Source organism: Dickeya sp. NCPPB 3274 (assembly GCF_000406205.1).
Lineage (GTDB): Bacteria > Pseudomonadota > Gammaproteobacteria > Enterobacterales > Enterobacteriaceae > Dickeya > Dickeya fangzhongdai.
This window is the reverse complement of the sequence record NZ_CM001979.1, coordinates 1,105,829-1,120,480: the sequence shown is the minus strand read 5'-3', so window position 1 is coordinate 1,120,480 and position 14,652 is coordinate 1,105,829. Positions and strand designations below refer to the sequence as shown.

The window sequence follows — 14,652 nt, the reverse complement described above, 5'->3', positions numbered from 1 at the left end:
TTGCTTGCAATTATTATTATTGTGGCAATGCTGGCGATGATTTATACCCTAAATATTCGAGTTGCAGGACAAAACGTTTTGCGTTTTGAACAACGCGAAGCGTTGGCCCTTCAGGGCAAGGCTCATTTGAGCCTTGTAACACGGCAACCGAGTGAATCCCCAGGAGCTTACTCAAGTAAGTGACTGGGGTGAGCGACAACGCTGCCGGGAGCAGAGTTGAACGCTGCTGGCAGCGGCCCCGAAGGGGCGAGGCCCAAGGATGGGCCGAGTAACGCAGCCAACGCACCTGCAACTTGAAGTATGACGGGTATAGAACGTGGTTAATCACATCACTAAAAAAACATCACCACAGACAGACAGGCACAACATGACAACACCACAGGTTATGCAACAGGCGCTGGCGTATTTCGACAGCGGCCGTTTCCGGGATGTACTGGCGCGTCGCGTCGCTATCGCCAGCGAAAGCCAGCGCACCGACCGGGACGCGGCGTTGCAACAGTATTTATCCGAGGAAATCATCCCGGCCCTGCAAGCGCTGGGTTTCGAATTACAGCAAATCGATAATCCGGCCGCGGCCAACCGCCCGTTTTTGATCGCCTCGCGCATCGAAGACGCCGCCCTGCCTACCGTGCTGTGTTACGGCCACGGCGATGTGGTGTTCGGCGACGACGAACACTGGAGCGAAGGGCTTTCCCCGTGGCAACTGGTGGAGCAGGCAGGCCGCTGGTACGGTCGCGGCAGCGCCGACAACAAAGGCCAGCACTCGATCAATATTGCAGCGCTGGAGCAGGTATTTCAGGCCCGTCAGGGGCGGCTCGGCTTTAACTGCAAGTGGCTGTTCGAAATGGGCGAAGAGATCAGCTCGCCGGGATTGGCCGACGTGTGCCGCCAGCATGCGCAGGCATTGCAAGCCGACTTGTTCATCGCCTCGGACGGCCCGCGCCTCAACGCCGAACGCCCGACGCTGTTCCTCGGCTCGCGCGGCTGCGTCAACTTCCGCCTGACCATCCGCGCCCGCGAGCGGGATTACCACTCCGGCAACTGGGGCGGGCTGCTGAGCAACCCCGGCACCCAACTGGCCAACGCCATCGCCTGTCTGGTCAACCAGCACGGTCAGATGCAGGTGGCGGCGCTGAAACCGCCGCGCCTGACTCCGGCATTGCGCACGATTCTGGCGGACATCGCGCCCGGCGGGCAAGCGACGGATCCGGCCATCGATCCGCAGTGGGGCGAAGCGGGTCTGAGCCCGTCCGAGCGGTTGTTCGGCTGGAACACGCTGGAAGTGCTGTCATTCCTGACCGGCAACCCGCAGCGGCCGATGAACGCTATTCCCGGTCACGCCACCGCGGTATGTCAGTTGCGTTTTGTCGTCGGCACCGACTGGCAGCAACTGGCGCAGCATCTGCGCCAGCACCTCGACGAACACGGCTTCACGATGGTGGAGATCAGCGACGTGCGCGGTACGCCGGCGACCCGTCTCGACCCGACCGACCCGCTGGTGAACTGGACGCTCGACCTGATGCGCCAGACCAGCGATAAAAAGCCGGCGTTGCTGCCCAACCTCGGCGGCTCGCTGCCCAACGAAGTGTTTGCCGACATTCTCGGCCTGCCGACCCTGTGGATCCCGCACTCTTACCCGGCCTGCGGCCAGCACGCCGTGGATGAGCACATGCTGGTCAGCGTTGCCCGCGAAGGCTTGCAGATCATGACCCGCCTGTTCTGGGAACTGGGGGAACAGGGCCACGCCGTTCTGGCGCAACACCGCGCGCACCGTGCCGCACACGAGCAGAACTGAGGTGAATCATGACGACTGCATCCGTTTCGCACTACAGCACCGCGCGCCCCAGCCTGTACAAAACGCTGTTCGCCACCTGTATCGGCAACGCGCTGGAATGGTTTGACATTGCGGTATACGGCTTCTTCGCCAATTACATCGCTCATGCGTTCTTCCCCACGCAGGATCCGGCAGTATCGCTGCTGCTGGCCTTCGGCAGCTTCGGCGTCTCTTTCCTGATCCGGCCGCTGGGCGCCGTCGTGCTGGGCGCTTACGCCGACCGCGCCGGGCGCAAGGCATCGCTGCTGCTGTCCATCAGTCTGATGATGCTGGGCGGCGCGATGATTACCTTTATGCCCAGCTACGCCAGCATCGGCCTGGCCGCTCCGTTGCTGATTATGCTGGCGCGCCTGATTCAGGGCTTCTCCGCCGGCGGCGAGTTCGGCAGTTCCACCGCTTTTCTGGTGGAACACTTTCCGGAGCGCCGCGCGTTTATCGCCAGCTGGCAGTTCGCCACCCAGGGCGCCAGTACCCTGCTGGCCTCGGCGTTCGGTCTTGGATTATCGCAATCGCTGAGCGAAGCCCAGATTCAGGAGTGGGGCTGGCGTATCCCGTTTGCCTTCGGTCTGCTGATTGGGCCGGTAGGGTTGTATATCCGCCGCCACGTGCATGAACCGGCAGGCTTCGAACAGGCCGAGAAAAGCCATGCGCCGATCAAAATCCTGTTTACCCGGCAGAAAGCGCTGTTTCTGATTGCGGTCGGTCTGATGGTGATTTCCACCGCCATCAACTACATGCTGAACTATGTCCCTACCTACGCCACCAAAACGCTGCACCTGCCGTCCGGCGCCGCCTTCAGCGCCACGCTGATCGCCGGCATTATTCTGACGGTCGTCACGCCGCTGGTGGGGCTGTGGGCGGAGAAAGTCGGTCGGCTGCCGCTGATGTGGGGGGCGCTGCTGTTGCTGGCGGTCACCATCTACCCGGCATTCTGGCTGATGACCCAGCATTTGTCGGCCGCGTCGCTGATTGTGGTGGTAGGCTGGATGGCGTTGTTGAAGTCGGTGTATTTCTCCACCGTGCCGTCGATGATGGCCGACCTGTTTCCGATCTCCACCCGCGCCAGCGGCATGGCGATCAGCTACAACGTGGCGGTAACGGTGTTCGGCGGTTTCGCCCCGTTCATCTGTACCCTACTGATTAGCGCCACCGGCAGCAGCCTGGCGCCGAGTTACTACCTGATGATCACCGCGCTGCTGAGCGTACTGGCGCTGTGGCAGGCGCAGCAGCGCCAGCGCTGACCGCACGGTTCCCGCCAGGGCGTCACGTTTACGCCCTGGCGGGGTCATTCATCGGATAGCAGAACCGACTGCGCTGCACGCTGCCGCGTCAGATAAAGCAGCAACGCGGTCAGGATGATCAGACAGGCCACGCCGAAAGAAAACATCAGTACGCCCCGATCGCCGATCGAGGCCCTGAGCGCCGCGTAAACCGACGGCGCCGCGGCAGAAAAAAAGAACCCCGGCGTCAGCAACAACCCCATCCGGGAGGAATACCCCGCCCGGCCAAACAACTCCAGCGGCAACGCCGCCTTCACCAGCGTACTGAGTCCATTCGCCGCGCCGTATCCGGCGACAAACAGTACCGCCGCCATCAGCGATTGTTCCCCCAACAGCGCCAGCAGAAAACAGACCGGCAGCCCCGCCCCCAGAAACAGACTCAGCTTCAATGCCGGAAGACGTCCGCCCATCAGCACATCGCCCACCCGGGCGCACACCTGCCCCACGCCCCACAACGCGCCCAGCGAGGCCGATACGCCAAATCCGCTCAGTATGGCCAGCAGATGCGCGGAAATACCGGCGGACAGAAAGCTAAACAACGCCATCAGCACCGCGTACAACACCGCGGGAAGCAGCATCCGCGCCTCCGCGGTCAGCGAAGTTTGGATCTGTTCCTCCGCCCGGTGCGCCAACCGCGACGCCGGTTGCGGCAGCGCCCACAACCACAGCAGGCCCGATAACACGATGACGCCGTAAATCGCCACGCCCCAGCGCCAGCCCAGCCCGTTCAGCGACGCCATGCCCAACGGCCAGAACAGGGACGATGAAATGCCGCCAAACAACGTAACCAGCGAAATGGCGCGTCGGGCCTCGCCTCCATACAGCGCGACCAGCGTGGCGAAGGCTGCTTCATACAGCGACAGCCGCATCCCGACGCCCAGCATGGCCCAGGCCATAAAATAGTCCGCCATACCGGTGCTGGCGGCCATCAGCATACAGCCGACGGCGCTGCTGCCGCCGCCCAGCATCATGACCCGTCGGCCGCCGACCCGGTCAAGCAACCGACCGGCGTAAGGCGACAGGCACCCCATGACCATCAGCGCCAGCGTGGCGCCGGAAAACGCCAGCGTCGGGCTCCAGCCGCGATCCGCCGCGATGGCGGCGCAAAACACGCCGGGAAGGTAGAACGCCGTTCCCCAGTTAATCAGTTGGGTCATGCCGATGCAGACGGTAACCCGGCGGCGTCCGGCGGGCTCAGACATGCGGCAAAGAGGCATCCCCCTCCCCCAACGCGCGCTGCAGCAACACGGTATCCACCCAGCGCCCATGCTTCATGCCTACCGAACGCAGCGTCCCGATCCGCTCAAATCCCAGCGACAGATGCAGCTGCAGCGAGGCCTGATTTTCGCTGTTGCCCACCACCGATATCACCTGGCGGTATCCCTGCTGTTCCGCCCGTGATAACGCGGCGGACAGCAAGCGCTTACCGACGCCTTTCCCCAGATGGTCCTGGTGCAGATAGATCGAATCTTCCAGCGTGAAACGGTAGGCAAAGCGGGTGCGGTACATCCCCAGATAACAGTAGCCCAGCACCTGTTGGTTTTGCGTCGCCACCAGCCAGGGCAGCCCGGCATCACGGATTTTCTGCCAGCGCTGGCGCATTTCCGCCTCATCGGGCGGTTCGGTTTCAAAGGTGGCGATACTATGCAGGACATGTTGAGCATAAATATCCCTGATGGCGACGATATGTTCCGCCTGGGCATCCTCAATTACAATGGCGCTCATTGGTGTATCCTTGTCAGAACAGCGAGTTAGCGATTAGGCTGAACCCGTTACCGCACCAACCAACGTGTGCGAAAACGGGACAGCAGCTAGCTTAACCAACGCCCGATATCGGCAACAGACACAAACACTTATGCCCGTCATAAAGGAAAGTTTGATATGGCCAGGTTGAATCTGGAACTGCTGGAAACCTTTACCACGGTGATACGGGAGGGCAGCTTTTCCGCGGCGGCCAACCGGCTCAATCTGAGTCAGCCTGCGGTCAGCCAGCAATTCCGTCAACTTGAGCACTATTTTGGCGTGCGGCTGGCCGAGCGCAGCGGTAAAAACCTGCGGCCAACGCCGGCGGGCGATATGCTGTTGATCAAAGCGGAACAGATTCACCGGCTGTTGGGTGAAACCCGTCAGGCCATCGCCGAATATACCGAAGATGTCATGGGGCATGTGATTCTGGGCACCGGCGCCACCGCCTGCATTCACCTGATGCCGTCGTTACTGCGTCAGTTGCGACAGGACTACCCCCGACTGACGGTGGGCGTGCGCACCGGCAACACCCGCGACATCATTCAGGCGGTAATTGACAACCGCATCGATGCCGGGCTGGTGACCCTGCCTATCCCCAGCGCCAACGTGGCGGTTACGCCGGTGATGGAAGACGAACTGGTCGCCATCAGCAACGGCCCCGCATTTCCCGAAAGCATCTCGCCGGCGTTTCTGCATTCCCGGCCGCTGATTCTATTCGAGCGCGGCAGCAGCACCCGCACGTTGATCGACCGCTGGTTCAACGACGCAGGCACACAACCGCAACCGGTGATGGAACTGGGCAGTATCGAAGCAATCAAGGAAATGGTGTTGGCCGGGCTGGGATGCAGCATCGTGCCGAAAATGTCGGTGGGTTCTGACGCGCTGGCGTCGGCGTTTCATATCCGGCCACTGAGTCCGGCGCTACACCGAACACTGGCCATTGTCATGCGGCAGGATAAACCGCTGAATAAGGCGTTGCGCCTGGTCCTGGAAAGGCTGAAAAAAGGAAATACATAAAAATAGTTAACCACCTGATAATTTATCAGGCCTTTAATATATTTTCGAAATAACAAAAATAGCGTCGATTATTTTTTGCTTATCATCCTGGTTGCGGTAATTCACCGCCGCTACCCGGCAGCGTCCAGGAAACATCGCCGGATTTCGAGCCCATCATCTGCTGTATTTTCTCGTAAACTTCAGCCGCCGACATGCCGCTATATAAGCCCTGGCTATAATAACCAAACTCGGCATTACCCACTTGCGAACGGGAACCAATCAGGCTCGCTTCAGGAGACGTAATACGTTTACCGGTAAATACGTCATAACTTTCGCTTTGACCATCCGGATATTTCACTACGGAAACCAGCACGCCGCCATAAAGCGGGATACCGGTCATGCGCAGCGAGCGCTCAACGGAAGGTTCGCTTTGCTGTTTCTGAAGTTTTTCTTTAGTTAGTCGATCATCCAGCGATTTAGTACGATCGCTCACATCACTGGTATCGCCAGAATTGTTATCCGCAAATTGATTATTTTGCGAATCATTCATTTTTCCGGTTTTAAAGGAACCGGATTTATTTGTTCCGATAGCATCGGCGCTGGCGCTGTCCCCAAGACCGGGATTGCTATTGGCGACATAAGTCGGCTGTGTATAAGAAGATGTAATGTTTTGACTCTGAATACCTGATATGGCCACGATGTCACTCCTTTTTATTTTTTAACGATAGCATGCCTCTAAGGGCACTGATTTATTACGACGCACCAACACCTGCACACCGAAAGAAAAACAGCATACCCGCCGAAGCGAGTATCAGCAGGACGGCTCAACAGATTTATGCCGTCCAAAGCTATCAGGAAATAGAAGAGTGGTTGACGAACCACACGGCGCAGTCTCATTTTTTCACGCCGCATTTTTTGCATCACGCTAGCGAAATAGAAAAGACAGACCTACCTCTAAAATATATCGGCCAATTTATTTTTTTATTAATACGAAAAAGGCATAAAAACGCTCATGAAACGACCACCTCAGCAATATTTAGTCATGAGTGTAAAGACAAACCTGACAGTTCCTTAGCATTTCAGCGGCTTGTCATGTTTTCGTCATCTGCCGCTGTTACCTTAACGGCAGCTTATTTTCCCAGAAAGACAAGACAATGAGTGCCTTACCGCCACAGGAACATCGGTTACGCTTCGTTTCCTTCCCAAGTGCACGCGACTTGTGTATCACCACGCCGGATGTATCCCCCACCACTGACAACGCCACCGTATTGCACCTGTTCAGCCGCCACAAAGATCTGGTGAGCCTGCCGGTGGTGGAAGAGGGACGGCCGTTCGGCCTGATCAACCGTCACAGCTTTCTGTCGCAGATGGCCCGCCCTTACTACCGCGAACTGTATGACCGAAAAAGCTGTATCGCCTTCATGGATAAAACCCCGCTGATCGTCGAAGCCGCGGCCTCGCTGAGCGACGTGGCGGACAAGGCGGTAATCAGCGGCGACCGCTTTCTGGCCGACGGCTTTATTATTACCGAAAACGGCCGCTACCTCGGTATCGGCCTGGGTATCGATCTGTTCCGCATCGTGTCGGACACCCATGTCCGCCAGCATCAGCACATCGTACAAAGTATAGAATATGCCAGCGTGATTCAGGGGGCGATGCTCACGCCGTTCCGGCAGACGCTGGCCGACACGCTGAAAGACTGGTGTCTGGTCTGGGAACCGCGCGACTGCGTCGGGGGCGATAGCTATGCCTTCAGGCGCTATGACCACGGCTGGCTGGCGGTGCTCGCCGACTGCACCGGTCATGGCGTGCCCGGCGCCTTCATGACGCTGATTTTCAACTCGGCGCTGGAACAGGCGCTGACGCAACACCGCCCGGACCAACCGGGGCTGCTGCTTGGCGGCATCAACCGCTATATCAAGGACACGCTGGGCCAAAAGAGCGGTTATCCGGGGCAAACCACGGCCTCCGACGACGGCTGCGACGCGCTGGTGGTGTACGTGAATACCGCCGAACAAACTCTCAACTGGGCCAGTGCCCGAATGACGGCGTTTCTGATCGAGGCGCAAAGCGGCGAGCTGCTGACGCTCGACAGCGACCGCATGGGCGTGGGCTATACCAACACGCCATACGATTACAGCTGGCCGGCCTTTCAGCGTCCGCTGTCGCCGCAAGATCTGTTCTTTGCCACCACCGATGGCCTGCTCGATCAGATTGGCGGCGAGCGGCAGATCAAATTCGGCAAACGCCGCCTGCAAAACCTGCTGCAACGCGTCAAAGAGTTACCCATGAGCGCGCTGGCAAGCCAACTATTACAACACCATCACACCTGGCAGGGCGCTCAGGAAAGACGGGACGATCTTACATTTTGGGGCTTCAGGCACCCGTGAACTTTATCAACCAGGTAAAACCGGAACATGTCCGAAACGAAGTACGCTGAATTCTTTGACCTCACCCAACAGCAAAATATCGCGCTGTACTACGTGGGGTACTTCTCGCAAAACATCATCTGCTCGCTGGCGGAAACGGTGCGGCTGCAACTGGAAAAAAGCCGGGTGCCGCCCGGCGTGCGCCGCAAACTGTTTTCCAGCTTTGTGGAAATGGTGCAGAACATCATCCATTACTCCGCCTCGGCGCTCACCTCGGAAGAACAGGAAAATGAAATCCGCCACGGCTCGGTGTGTATCGGTTTTGAGGCGGGAAAATACTTTTTGTTGAGCGCCAACCGGGTGTATCCGGCGGATGCGGAGACGCTGCGCCAGCGGCTGGAGCCGCTGTGCGCGATGACGCTTGATGAAATCCGCCTTGCCTATAAGGCCTCGCTGCGTGAAGACATTCCGGCTTCCAGCAAAGGCGCGGATATCGGCTTGTTGACCGTGGCCCGCGACGCCAGCGAGCCACTGCAATTCACCTTTCGTAGCGATGCCACCACCGGGCTCTCCACGTTTTATCTGAAGGCGGTGATTTAACCATGACAGACATAATAACAACGGACAATCTCCATATCGCCGGCACAGCCAGTACGCCGACAGTGGATTTTCACTTTGACACACATCAGCTTTCGTTATCAGGGGAGTCCTACCCGGAAAACGCGGCGGCATTTTACGGTCCGCTGATTGAGCGCCTTCAGCGCTATCTGCAGACTCGTCTTGCCAGCGCGACGGCGCAATCGACGCGGCGTTGACGTGCATGTATCGCTGCCCTACTTCAACAGTTCCAGCACCAAAATGCTGTTCAGCCTGTTCAATATTCTCGATCAGGCCGCGCAGCAGCAGCTTCCCATCGCGCTGCACTGGTATTACGACCAGGAAGACGACATCGCCGAGGAGTTCGGGCAGGAACTGCATATCGATTTTTCGGCGCTCGAATTCCACCCTCACATTCTGGAGTAACGGCATGAGTAGCTATGAACTGTTCACCCCCGAATATGACATCCTGCTGTCAGCCCGCAACATCGCCGCGCAGGCCGATATGCCGGCGGAGGTGTACCGGGAAAGCCTGATTATGCTGGCGGAACACTATCAACGGTTGGTGCGGGAAACCCACCGCCTGATTACCCGCAGCGACCGCGCGGAGCGGGAACTAACCCGCCTCAATACCCAGTTGCATCAGTTGGCGGTGGAGCTGGAATACAAAGCCACCCATGACCCGCTGACCGATGTATTCAACCGCAGCGCGATCATCGATCTGGTCGACCATGCGCTGGAGCAGGATCAGGCGGCGCTGATTGTGCTGGATATCGACCATTTCAAGCAGGTCAACGACGCTTACGGCCATCCGACCGGCGATGCGGTAATTTGCTCGCTGATCGCCCGAATCCGCGACGTATTGCAGGGGAAAGGCAGCATTGGCCGCGTCGGCGGCGAGGAGTTCACCATCCTGCTGGATGGCTATACGTTGATGGCGGCGGTAGATGTCGCGGAGCACATCCACGCCAGTCTGAATTATGCCGCGCTGGAGGCGCTGCCTCAGCAGAAGGTGACCGCCAGTTTCGGCGTCAGCTGGGCGCCGCCGCACACCGGATTCGACACGCTGTACGGCACCGCCGACACCGCGCTATACCAGGCCAAACATCAGGGCCGCAATCGGGTGGAATATATACCGATCGACGCTGTCAGCTAAACAACCCGGGCTGCCCAGAGCAATCCGGGCAGTGCGAGGCATTCATCGATCGCGGTTTCTCAAGTCAGCTTTTCTTCACAAATTCAGATTTCAGCTTCATCGCGCCGAAACCGTCGATTTTGCAATCGATATTGTGATCGCCTTCCACCAGCCGAATCCCCTTCACGCGGGTGCCGATTTTCAGCGTCGACGAACTGCCTTTGACTTTCAGATCCTTGACGACGGTAACGGTATCGCCGTCCGCCAGCAGGTTGCCGTTGGCGTCGCGCACCACCAGCCCTTCTTCCTGCGCGCCGCCGTCGCCCTGCATCGACCACACGTGCCCGCATTCCGGGCAGTTAAGCATGGCATCATCCTGCCAGGTGTATTCAGACTGACATTTCGGGCAAGCGGGCAACTGTTGCATACAAATCCTCGTTAAAACCAAATAAGTTAAATAAAATTTAAATATATCAATAGATAAAAAATCCTGTGTTTATTATTTTATCGCCTTTCCCCGCACGCCGACAGCAAAAAGAGCCAGACAAATCAATATTCCTCACCCTTTGTCATCAAAGCCACTCAATTCATTCATTTCTCTTTTCGTCGCCGCACAGACTAAACGGCCACATCGGAGCCTGGCTTTTCAATACGCGCCGGTCCGCATAATCCGTTATATTTTCCTTACATCTGTGGAGAAAACTTCAGTTTAATAAAACAATAACTTGGGTACACTGAACGCTTTTCATTACAACTGCCGTCGTGGATAACAACCTGTGGAAACTGCTTCCCCACTTAAAAACCCCACTTTCCTGTGCTTCTGGATCGGACAAATCGCCTCCTCCTTCGCATTTCAGATGCTGGTGGTCGGGATTGGCTGGCAGATGTATGACCTGACCAACAGCGCCCTGAATCTGGGCCTGGTCGGATTGGCCCAGTTTCTGCCGCAGCTGGCGCTGACGCTGGTTGCCGGTCACGCGGTGGATCAGTACAACCGCCGCGTGATTATCCTGTGCTGCCGCCTGCTTATGGCCGCCACCATACTGGTGCTGGTGCTGGGCAACGTCACCCATACCATCAGCGCCACCATGATTTACGCCTGCTCGGCGCTGCTGGGCGCCACCCGGGCATTTGAAATGCCGGCCACGCAGGCGCTGCTGCCGAACCTGATTGCGCCCGGTCTGCTGTCCCGCGCCGTGGCGCTGATGGCCTCCGCCCGCGAAGCCACGGTTATCGCCGGCCCGGCGCTCGGCGGCCTGATTTACCTGATCGGCGCCACCACCCTTTACGCCGCCAGCGTAGCCTGCTTTCTGGTTTCGTTTCTGGTGTTGCTCAACCTTCGCTACGAATACAAGGCGCTGGCCCGTACGCCGGTGAGTCTGGAAAGCCTGTTTGGCGGCATGAACTTCATCCGCCGCAATCCGGTGATTCTGGGGTCCATCTCGCTGGATATGTTCGCCGTGCTGCTCGGCGGCGCCACCGCGCTGCTGCCCATCGTCGCCAAAGATATCCTGCACACCGGCCCGTGGGGACTGGGGCTGCTGCGTTGCGCGCCCGCGCTCGGCGCGGTACTGATGTCGATCTACCTGAGTCGGCGCCCGCTCACCCGCAACGTCGGTAAAATCATGTTCTCGGCGGTGGCGATGTTCGGCGCCGCCACCATCGCGTTTGGCCTGTCCACCAATCTGTTTCTGTCGCTGTTCGCGCTGCTGTTTCTGGGCGCGTCCGACATGGTCAGCGTGGTGATCCGCTCAACGCTGGTGCAACTGGAAACGCCGGATGACATGCGCGGCCGGGTCAGCGCCGCCAACTCCATCTTCATCGGCACCTCCAATCAACTGGGGGAATTCGAGTCCGGCGTGACCGCCGCCTGGTTGGGGGTAGTGCCGGCCATCGTGCTGGGCGGTGTCGGCACCCTGCTGGTGGTGGCGTTGTGGATGAAATATTTCCCGACGCTGACCCAGCGCCAGACGCTGGAGGCGGGAGAAAACACGTAAGACCTGCCGGTATCAATAACGGGGCGGACTCGCCCCGTCGAACAACGCATCGTACCGTGACGATTAAAACACCTGCACCCGCCACAACTCACGACTGCGCGATGCTTCGGTCATCGGCAGCCGGCCGTGCAGCGTCTGCCAGTTATCGATGATCAGCAGGTCGCCTTGATCCCAGTTATGGGCAATCATGCAGCGCTCATCGTACACCAGCCGGTCAAGCTCTTCGATGAAGGCGCGGCTTTCCTGCCCGGAGACGCCTTCCACCTCGACGGTAAATTTCTGCAATTCAGAATCGCTGCCTTCCTGATAACGGAACGCCTTTTTGCCGGTTTTCGGGTGCGCATACACCAGCGGATAAGTGCGTGGTTTGCCACCGAAATAGGTCATGGGGGTGTTATAGGTGATGTGAACGTCTTCCCATTTTTTCACGACGTCCGGGCCGACCATCTCCATCACGATACGGCCATCCACCACCGTGGTGCTACCTTCGCCTTTCTTCGGCGGGGTCTTGCAGTACAACATGAAGCGCTCTGCGGTAAACCAGGGATTGCCGCCGACCTGTTCGTGATCCAGCCGGATCATGCTCAGGTCCCAGTGTATCGGCGTTTTCTCCAGCGAATGTACGAATCCGCTCGGCTTTTCCTCCGGTTTCACCACATGCACCGCGCCGAACTGCCACTGGAAAACCTCGCCGAACGGCTGGCAAAACGTTTCCAGTTGCTCGCTGCGCTCAAACTGCACGCCCTTGATACACACAAAACCGAACTGAGCGGACAGGAAAGCCAGAAACGCCGGCGACAGCGCTTCAACCCCCAGACCTTGCGGATCGTCAATCTTCAGGCCGAACAACGGTTGCTTGAGCAGCTCGTAGTTGAATTTCCCGGCATAGTTGAATTTCCCGGCGCTGGCGTCCCCGACTTCTACATAGACCCAGGGGCGCCCCTGATAGGTCACCAGCACGTGGCGGTCTTTATCAACGCTGGCGTGACCCAGCAGGGAAACGCTCCCCGACGCCGACAACACCGGCACGCTGTGCCACGGTTGACGCACGATGGAGAGGCCGTCGGCAAAACCAAAGGTAAATTTCGGGCCGTCGTTGTCATACTGATGAACCGACAGACGAACATCGTCAGGAAAGGCCCGCTCCACCAGCGCACTTAACGCCTGGCCGCGGTACATCATCTGATAGGCTTTTTCCGCCACGCTGCTCAGGTAGTCCTCATTAGACTGCTGAGGCTGCCGGTTCAGCCGCACGTCGTTGTACAAATAACTGCAGATTTTATCGTGCGTCGCCGCCAGTTCGTCATGATTCCCGACGCGTTTGATAAAGTCAGCGATGCCCTTGTACGGTAATCCGGCCGATTTGATCAACGCTTTACGCGTTTCATCATCCGAGCGCGTTTCCGGGAAGAAATCCCCGAGTTCTTTCCATTCAATATAAGGCGACTGGATCAGCGCTCGTAACTGATGGTTATATTCTTTACGGGTTTGATCCGGAACCTCGACAATATCATTAAAGGTTGTGCCATCGCTAAGAATGGTCACCTGACAGCCGGGTTCATATAACGCCTGAATCGCTTTCGCCAGCGACTCCAGACGATTGATGGAAATTACGTCGCCATAATCCGGCAAAATGCCGAACGACTTGTCGACAATATTGGGGGATTTGCAGGGAAAACCGGGCAGGACAAACCTGACGGGTTTGGACGCGTGCAGGAAAGCGCTGATTTGTTTCTCCAGAAATACACGCCCCTCCGGCTCAAAACGATCATGCGGTGCCTGAACCAGATAAGATTTTACGATATCGGCTATCTTGCCGATCGTCTCATTCAAATTATCGTGCATAATTCCACTCCATTGATATTGGGTATTTTCCATTGTTTCCACTCACGGGAAAAAACAATGTGTCGAATATTCCTTGCACTCATAACCAATAAACAGGCACGCCATTTCATACTGAAATCGCGCCGCCAGAAAAATAACAAGACCAGATAAAATATAAAGCCAACGTATTCTTAGAGCCTATCCCAATAGGCGTAATTGGCGCAGGTAGGTATTCAATTCCGCCACGTCATGACAAACATGATTTGGCCGCCAGTCGGCCATGTCATCGGCATCGCCATATCCCCACGTCACATAAGCGACGGCAACGCCGGCACGGTTTGCCGTTTGCACGTCAATCGACGTATCGCCCACATACAAACACTGTTCGCTCGTCGTCCCCAACGCGGCCATTACCTGTTGCAAGCCGCTAATATCCGGCTTGAGCGGCCGATCGGGCCGGGCGCCATACAGCAGCTCAAATGTATCTGGTGGAAATAGCGCCTGCACAATTCGGTGGGACAAGGCGTCATCCTTATTGGTCAATACCGCCAGCCGGACGCCCTGTGCTTTTAGCGCCGCAACCAGTTCTTTCACGCCGGCATAGCAGACGGTCTCGTGCAGACAATGCGCCTGATACAGCTTGTGGTAGCGTTGCGACAGCGCCGCCGTATCGCTGATGCCATGATGCCCGGCGGCGGCGGCCAGCATGTTTCCCGACCCGCCGCCGATATGCGCCCTGACAATGAACGCCGGGTCCGGCGTTACGCCTAATCCGCCCAGCGCCTGACGCAACGCAAACGCGATACCGGGCAAGGTATCGACCAGCGTACCGTCCAGATCGAAAATCGCGGCTTTATTTACCGACATAGGCTAC

General features: G+C 57.9%; 13 protein-coding genes and 1 pseudogene. 8 read left to right on the top strand and 6 right to left on the bottom strand.

Annotated elements, in window-relative coordinates; translation table 11 throughout:
• The first annotated feature begins 367 nt into the window (after positions 1 to 367).
• Positions 368 to 1,795 carry a M20 family metallopeptidase gene (locus DXX3274_RS05805; RefSeq protein ID WP_042859034.1) on the top strand — a complete coding sequence of 476 codons (1,428 nt, stop codon included), beginning with the start codon at positions 368 to 370 and terminating at the stop codon, positions 1,793 to 1,795.
• Positions 1,796 to 1,803: 8 nt separating this feature from the next.
• A complete protein-coding gene (locus tag DXX3274_RS05800; protein ID WP_042859033.1) occupies positions 1,804 to 3,075 on the top strand; it encodes an MFS transporter in 1,272 nt (423 codons plus the stop codon).
• A gap of 44 nt (positions 3,076 to 3,119) precedes the next feature.
• Here the strand turns inward: DXX3274_RS05800 and DXX3274_RS05795 are convergent, their stop codons facing one another.
• Both DXX3274_RS05795 and DXX3274_RS05790 read right to left on the bottom strand, forming a co-directional pair.
• Positions 3,120 to 4,316: an MFS transporter gene (locus DXX3274_RS05795; RefSeq protein WP_042859032.1), complete on the bottom strand. Its 1,197-nt coding sequence runs from the start codon at positions 4,314 to 4,316 to the stop codon at positions 3,120 to 3,122.
• The gene (locus DXX3274_RS05790) at positions 4,309 to 4,839 is read right to left on the bottom strand and encodes a GNAT family N-acetyltransferase (protein ID WP_042859031.1); all 531 of its coding nucleotides are present in this window, start codon (positions 4,837 to 4,839) and stop codon (positions 4,309 to 4,311) included. The genes DXX3274_RS05795 and DXX3274_RS05790 overlap by 8 nt, the downstream gene beginning before the upstream one ends.
• Positions 4,840 to 4,995: 156 nt before the next feature.
• Between DXX3274_RS05790 and DXX3274_RS05785 the strand changes: the two genes are divergently transcribed.
• The gene (locus tag DXX3274_RS05785) at positions 4,996 to 5,877 is read left to right on the top strand and encodes a LysR family transcriptional regulator (RefSeq protein ID WP_042859030.1); all 882 of its coding nucleotides are present in this window, start codon (positions 4,996 to 4,998) and stop codon (positions 5,875 to 5,877) included.
• A gap of 82 nt (positions 5,878 to 5,959) precedes the next feature.
• Here DXX3274_RS05785 and DXX3274_RS05780 read toward each other — a convergent pair whose 3' ends face one another.
• On the bottom strand, positions 5,960 to 6,553 hold the full coding sequence (locus DXX3274_RS05780; protein WP_042859029.1) for a hypothetical protein: 594 nt from the start codon (positions 6,551 to 6,553) through the stop codon (positions 5,960 to 5,962).
• Between the two features lie 457 nt (positions 6,554 to 7,010).
• On the opposite strand from DXX3274_RS05780, the gene DXX3274_RS05775 reads away from it, so the two are divergent.
• The 4 genes and pseudogenes from DXX3274_RS05775 to DXX3274_RS05760 all read left to right on the top strand — a co-directional run bounded on the left by DXX3274_RS05775 (position 7,011) and on the right by DXX3274_RS05760 (position 9,978).
• Positions 7,011 to 8,246 carry a SpoIIE family protein phosphatase gene (locus DXX3274_RS05775; RefSeq protein WP_042859028.1) on the top strand — a complete coding sequence of 412 codons (1,236 nt, stop codon included), beginning with the start codon at positions 7,011 to 7,013 and terminating at the stop codon, positions 8,244 to 8,246.
• A 27-nt stretch (positions 8,247 to 8,273) separates the two neighbouring features.
• Positions 8,274 to 8,825 carry a SiaB family protein kinase gene (locus DXX3274_RS05770; protein ID WP_042859027.1) on the top strand — a complete coding sequence of 184 codons (552 nt, stop codon included), beginning with the start codon at positions 8,274 to 8,276 and terminating at the stop codon, positions 8,823 to 8,825.
• A 2-nt stretch (positions 8,826 to 8,827) separates the two neighbouring features.
• Positions 8,828 to 9,248 (top strand): annotated as a pseudogene (locus tag DXX3274_RS24520) (DUF1987 domain-containing protein).
• 4 nt (positions 9,249 to 9,252) lie between these two features.
• Positions 9,253 to 9,978: a GGDEF domain-containing protein gene (locus DXX3274_RS05760; protein WP_038661390.1), complete on the top strand. Its 726-nt coding sequence runs from the start codon at positions 9,253 to 9,255 to the stop codon at positions 9,976 to 9,978.
• A gap of 64 nt (positions 9,979 to 10,042) precedes the next feature.
• Here the strand turns inward: DXX3274_RS05760 and DXX3274_RS05755 are convergent, their stop codons facing one another.
• Complete coding sequence (locus DXX3274_RS05755) at positions 10,043 to 10,384, bottom strand: zinc ribbon domain-containing protein YjdM (protein ID WP_042859026.1); 342 nt, start codon at positions 10,382 to 10,384, stop codon at positions 10,043 to 10,045.
• 349 nt (positions 10,385 to 10,733) lie between these two features.
• Between DXX3274_RS05755 and DXX3274_RS05750 the strand changes: the two genes are divergently transcribed.
• On the top strand, positions 10,734 to 11,954 hold the full coding sequence (locus tag DXX3274_RS05750) for an MFS transporter (protein ID WP_042859025.1): 1,221 nt from the start codon (positions 10,734 to 10,736) through the stop codon (positions 11,952 to 11,954).
• Between the two features lie 63 nt (positions 11,955 to 12,017).
• Here the strand turns inward: DXX3274_RS05750 and DXX3274_RS05745 are convergent, their stop codons facing one another.
• Entirely contained in the window at positions 12,018 to 13,799 is a 1,782-nt protein-coding gene (locus tag DXX3274_RS05745; protein WP_042859024.1) for an L-tyrosine/L-tryptophan isonitrile synthase family protein, read from the bottom strand.
• A 177-nt stretch (positions 13,800 to 13,976) separates the two neighbouring features.
• On the bottom strand, positions 13,977 to 14,645 hold the full coding sequence (locus tag DXX3274_RS05740; RefSeq protein WP_042859023.1) for an HAD family hydrolase: 669 nt from the start codon (positions 14,643 to 14,645) through the stop codon (positions 13,977 to 13,979).
• Positions 14,646 to 14,652: the final 7 nt, after the last annotated feature.

Coding starts and splice junctions, on each gene's coding strand:
- DXX3274_RS05805 (WP_042859034.1), top strand. CDS start 368: ATGACAACACCACAGGTTATGCAACAGGCGCTGGCGTATTTCGACAGC.
- DXX3274_RS05800 (WP_042859033.1), top strand. CDS start 1,804: ATGACGACTGCATCCGTTTCGCACTACAGCACCGCGCGCCCCAGCCTG.
- DXX3274_RS05795 (WP_042859032.1), bottom strand. CDS start 4,316: ATGTCTGAGCCCGCCGGACGCCGCCGGGTTACCGTCTGCATCGGCATG.
- DXX3274_RS05790 (WP_042859031.1), bottom strand. CDS start 4,839: ATGAGCGCCATTGTAATTGAGGATGCCCAGGCGGAACATATCGTCGCC.
- DXX3274_RS05785 (WP_042859030.1), top strand. CDS start 4,996: ATGGCCAGGTTGAATCTGGAACTGCTGGAAACCTTTACCACGGTGATA.
- DXX3274_RS05775 (WP_042859028.1), top strand. CDS start 7,011: ATGAGTGCCTTACCGCCACAGGAACATCGGTTACGCTTCGTTTCCTTC.
- DXX3274_RS05770 (WP_042859027.1), top strand. CDS start 8,274: ATGTCCGAAACGAAGTACGCTGAATTCTTTGACCTCACCCAACAGCAA.
- DXX3274_RS05760 (WP_038661390.1), top strand. CDS start 9,253: ATGAGTAGCTATGAACTGTTCACCCCCGAATATGACATCCTGCTGTCA.
- DXX3274_RS05755 (WP_042859026.1), bottom strand. CDS start 10,384: ATGCAACAGTTGCCCGCTTGCCCGAAATGTCAGTCTGAATACACCTGG.
- DXX3274_RS05745 (WP_042859024.1), bottom strand. CDS start 13,799: ATGCACGATAATTTGAATGAGACGATCGGCAAGATAGCCGATATCGTA.
- DXX3274_RS05740 (WP_042859023.1), bottom strand. CDS start 14,645: ATGTCGGTAAATAAAGCCGCGATTTTCGATCTGGACGGTACGCTGGTC.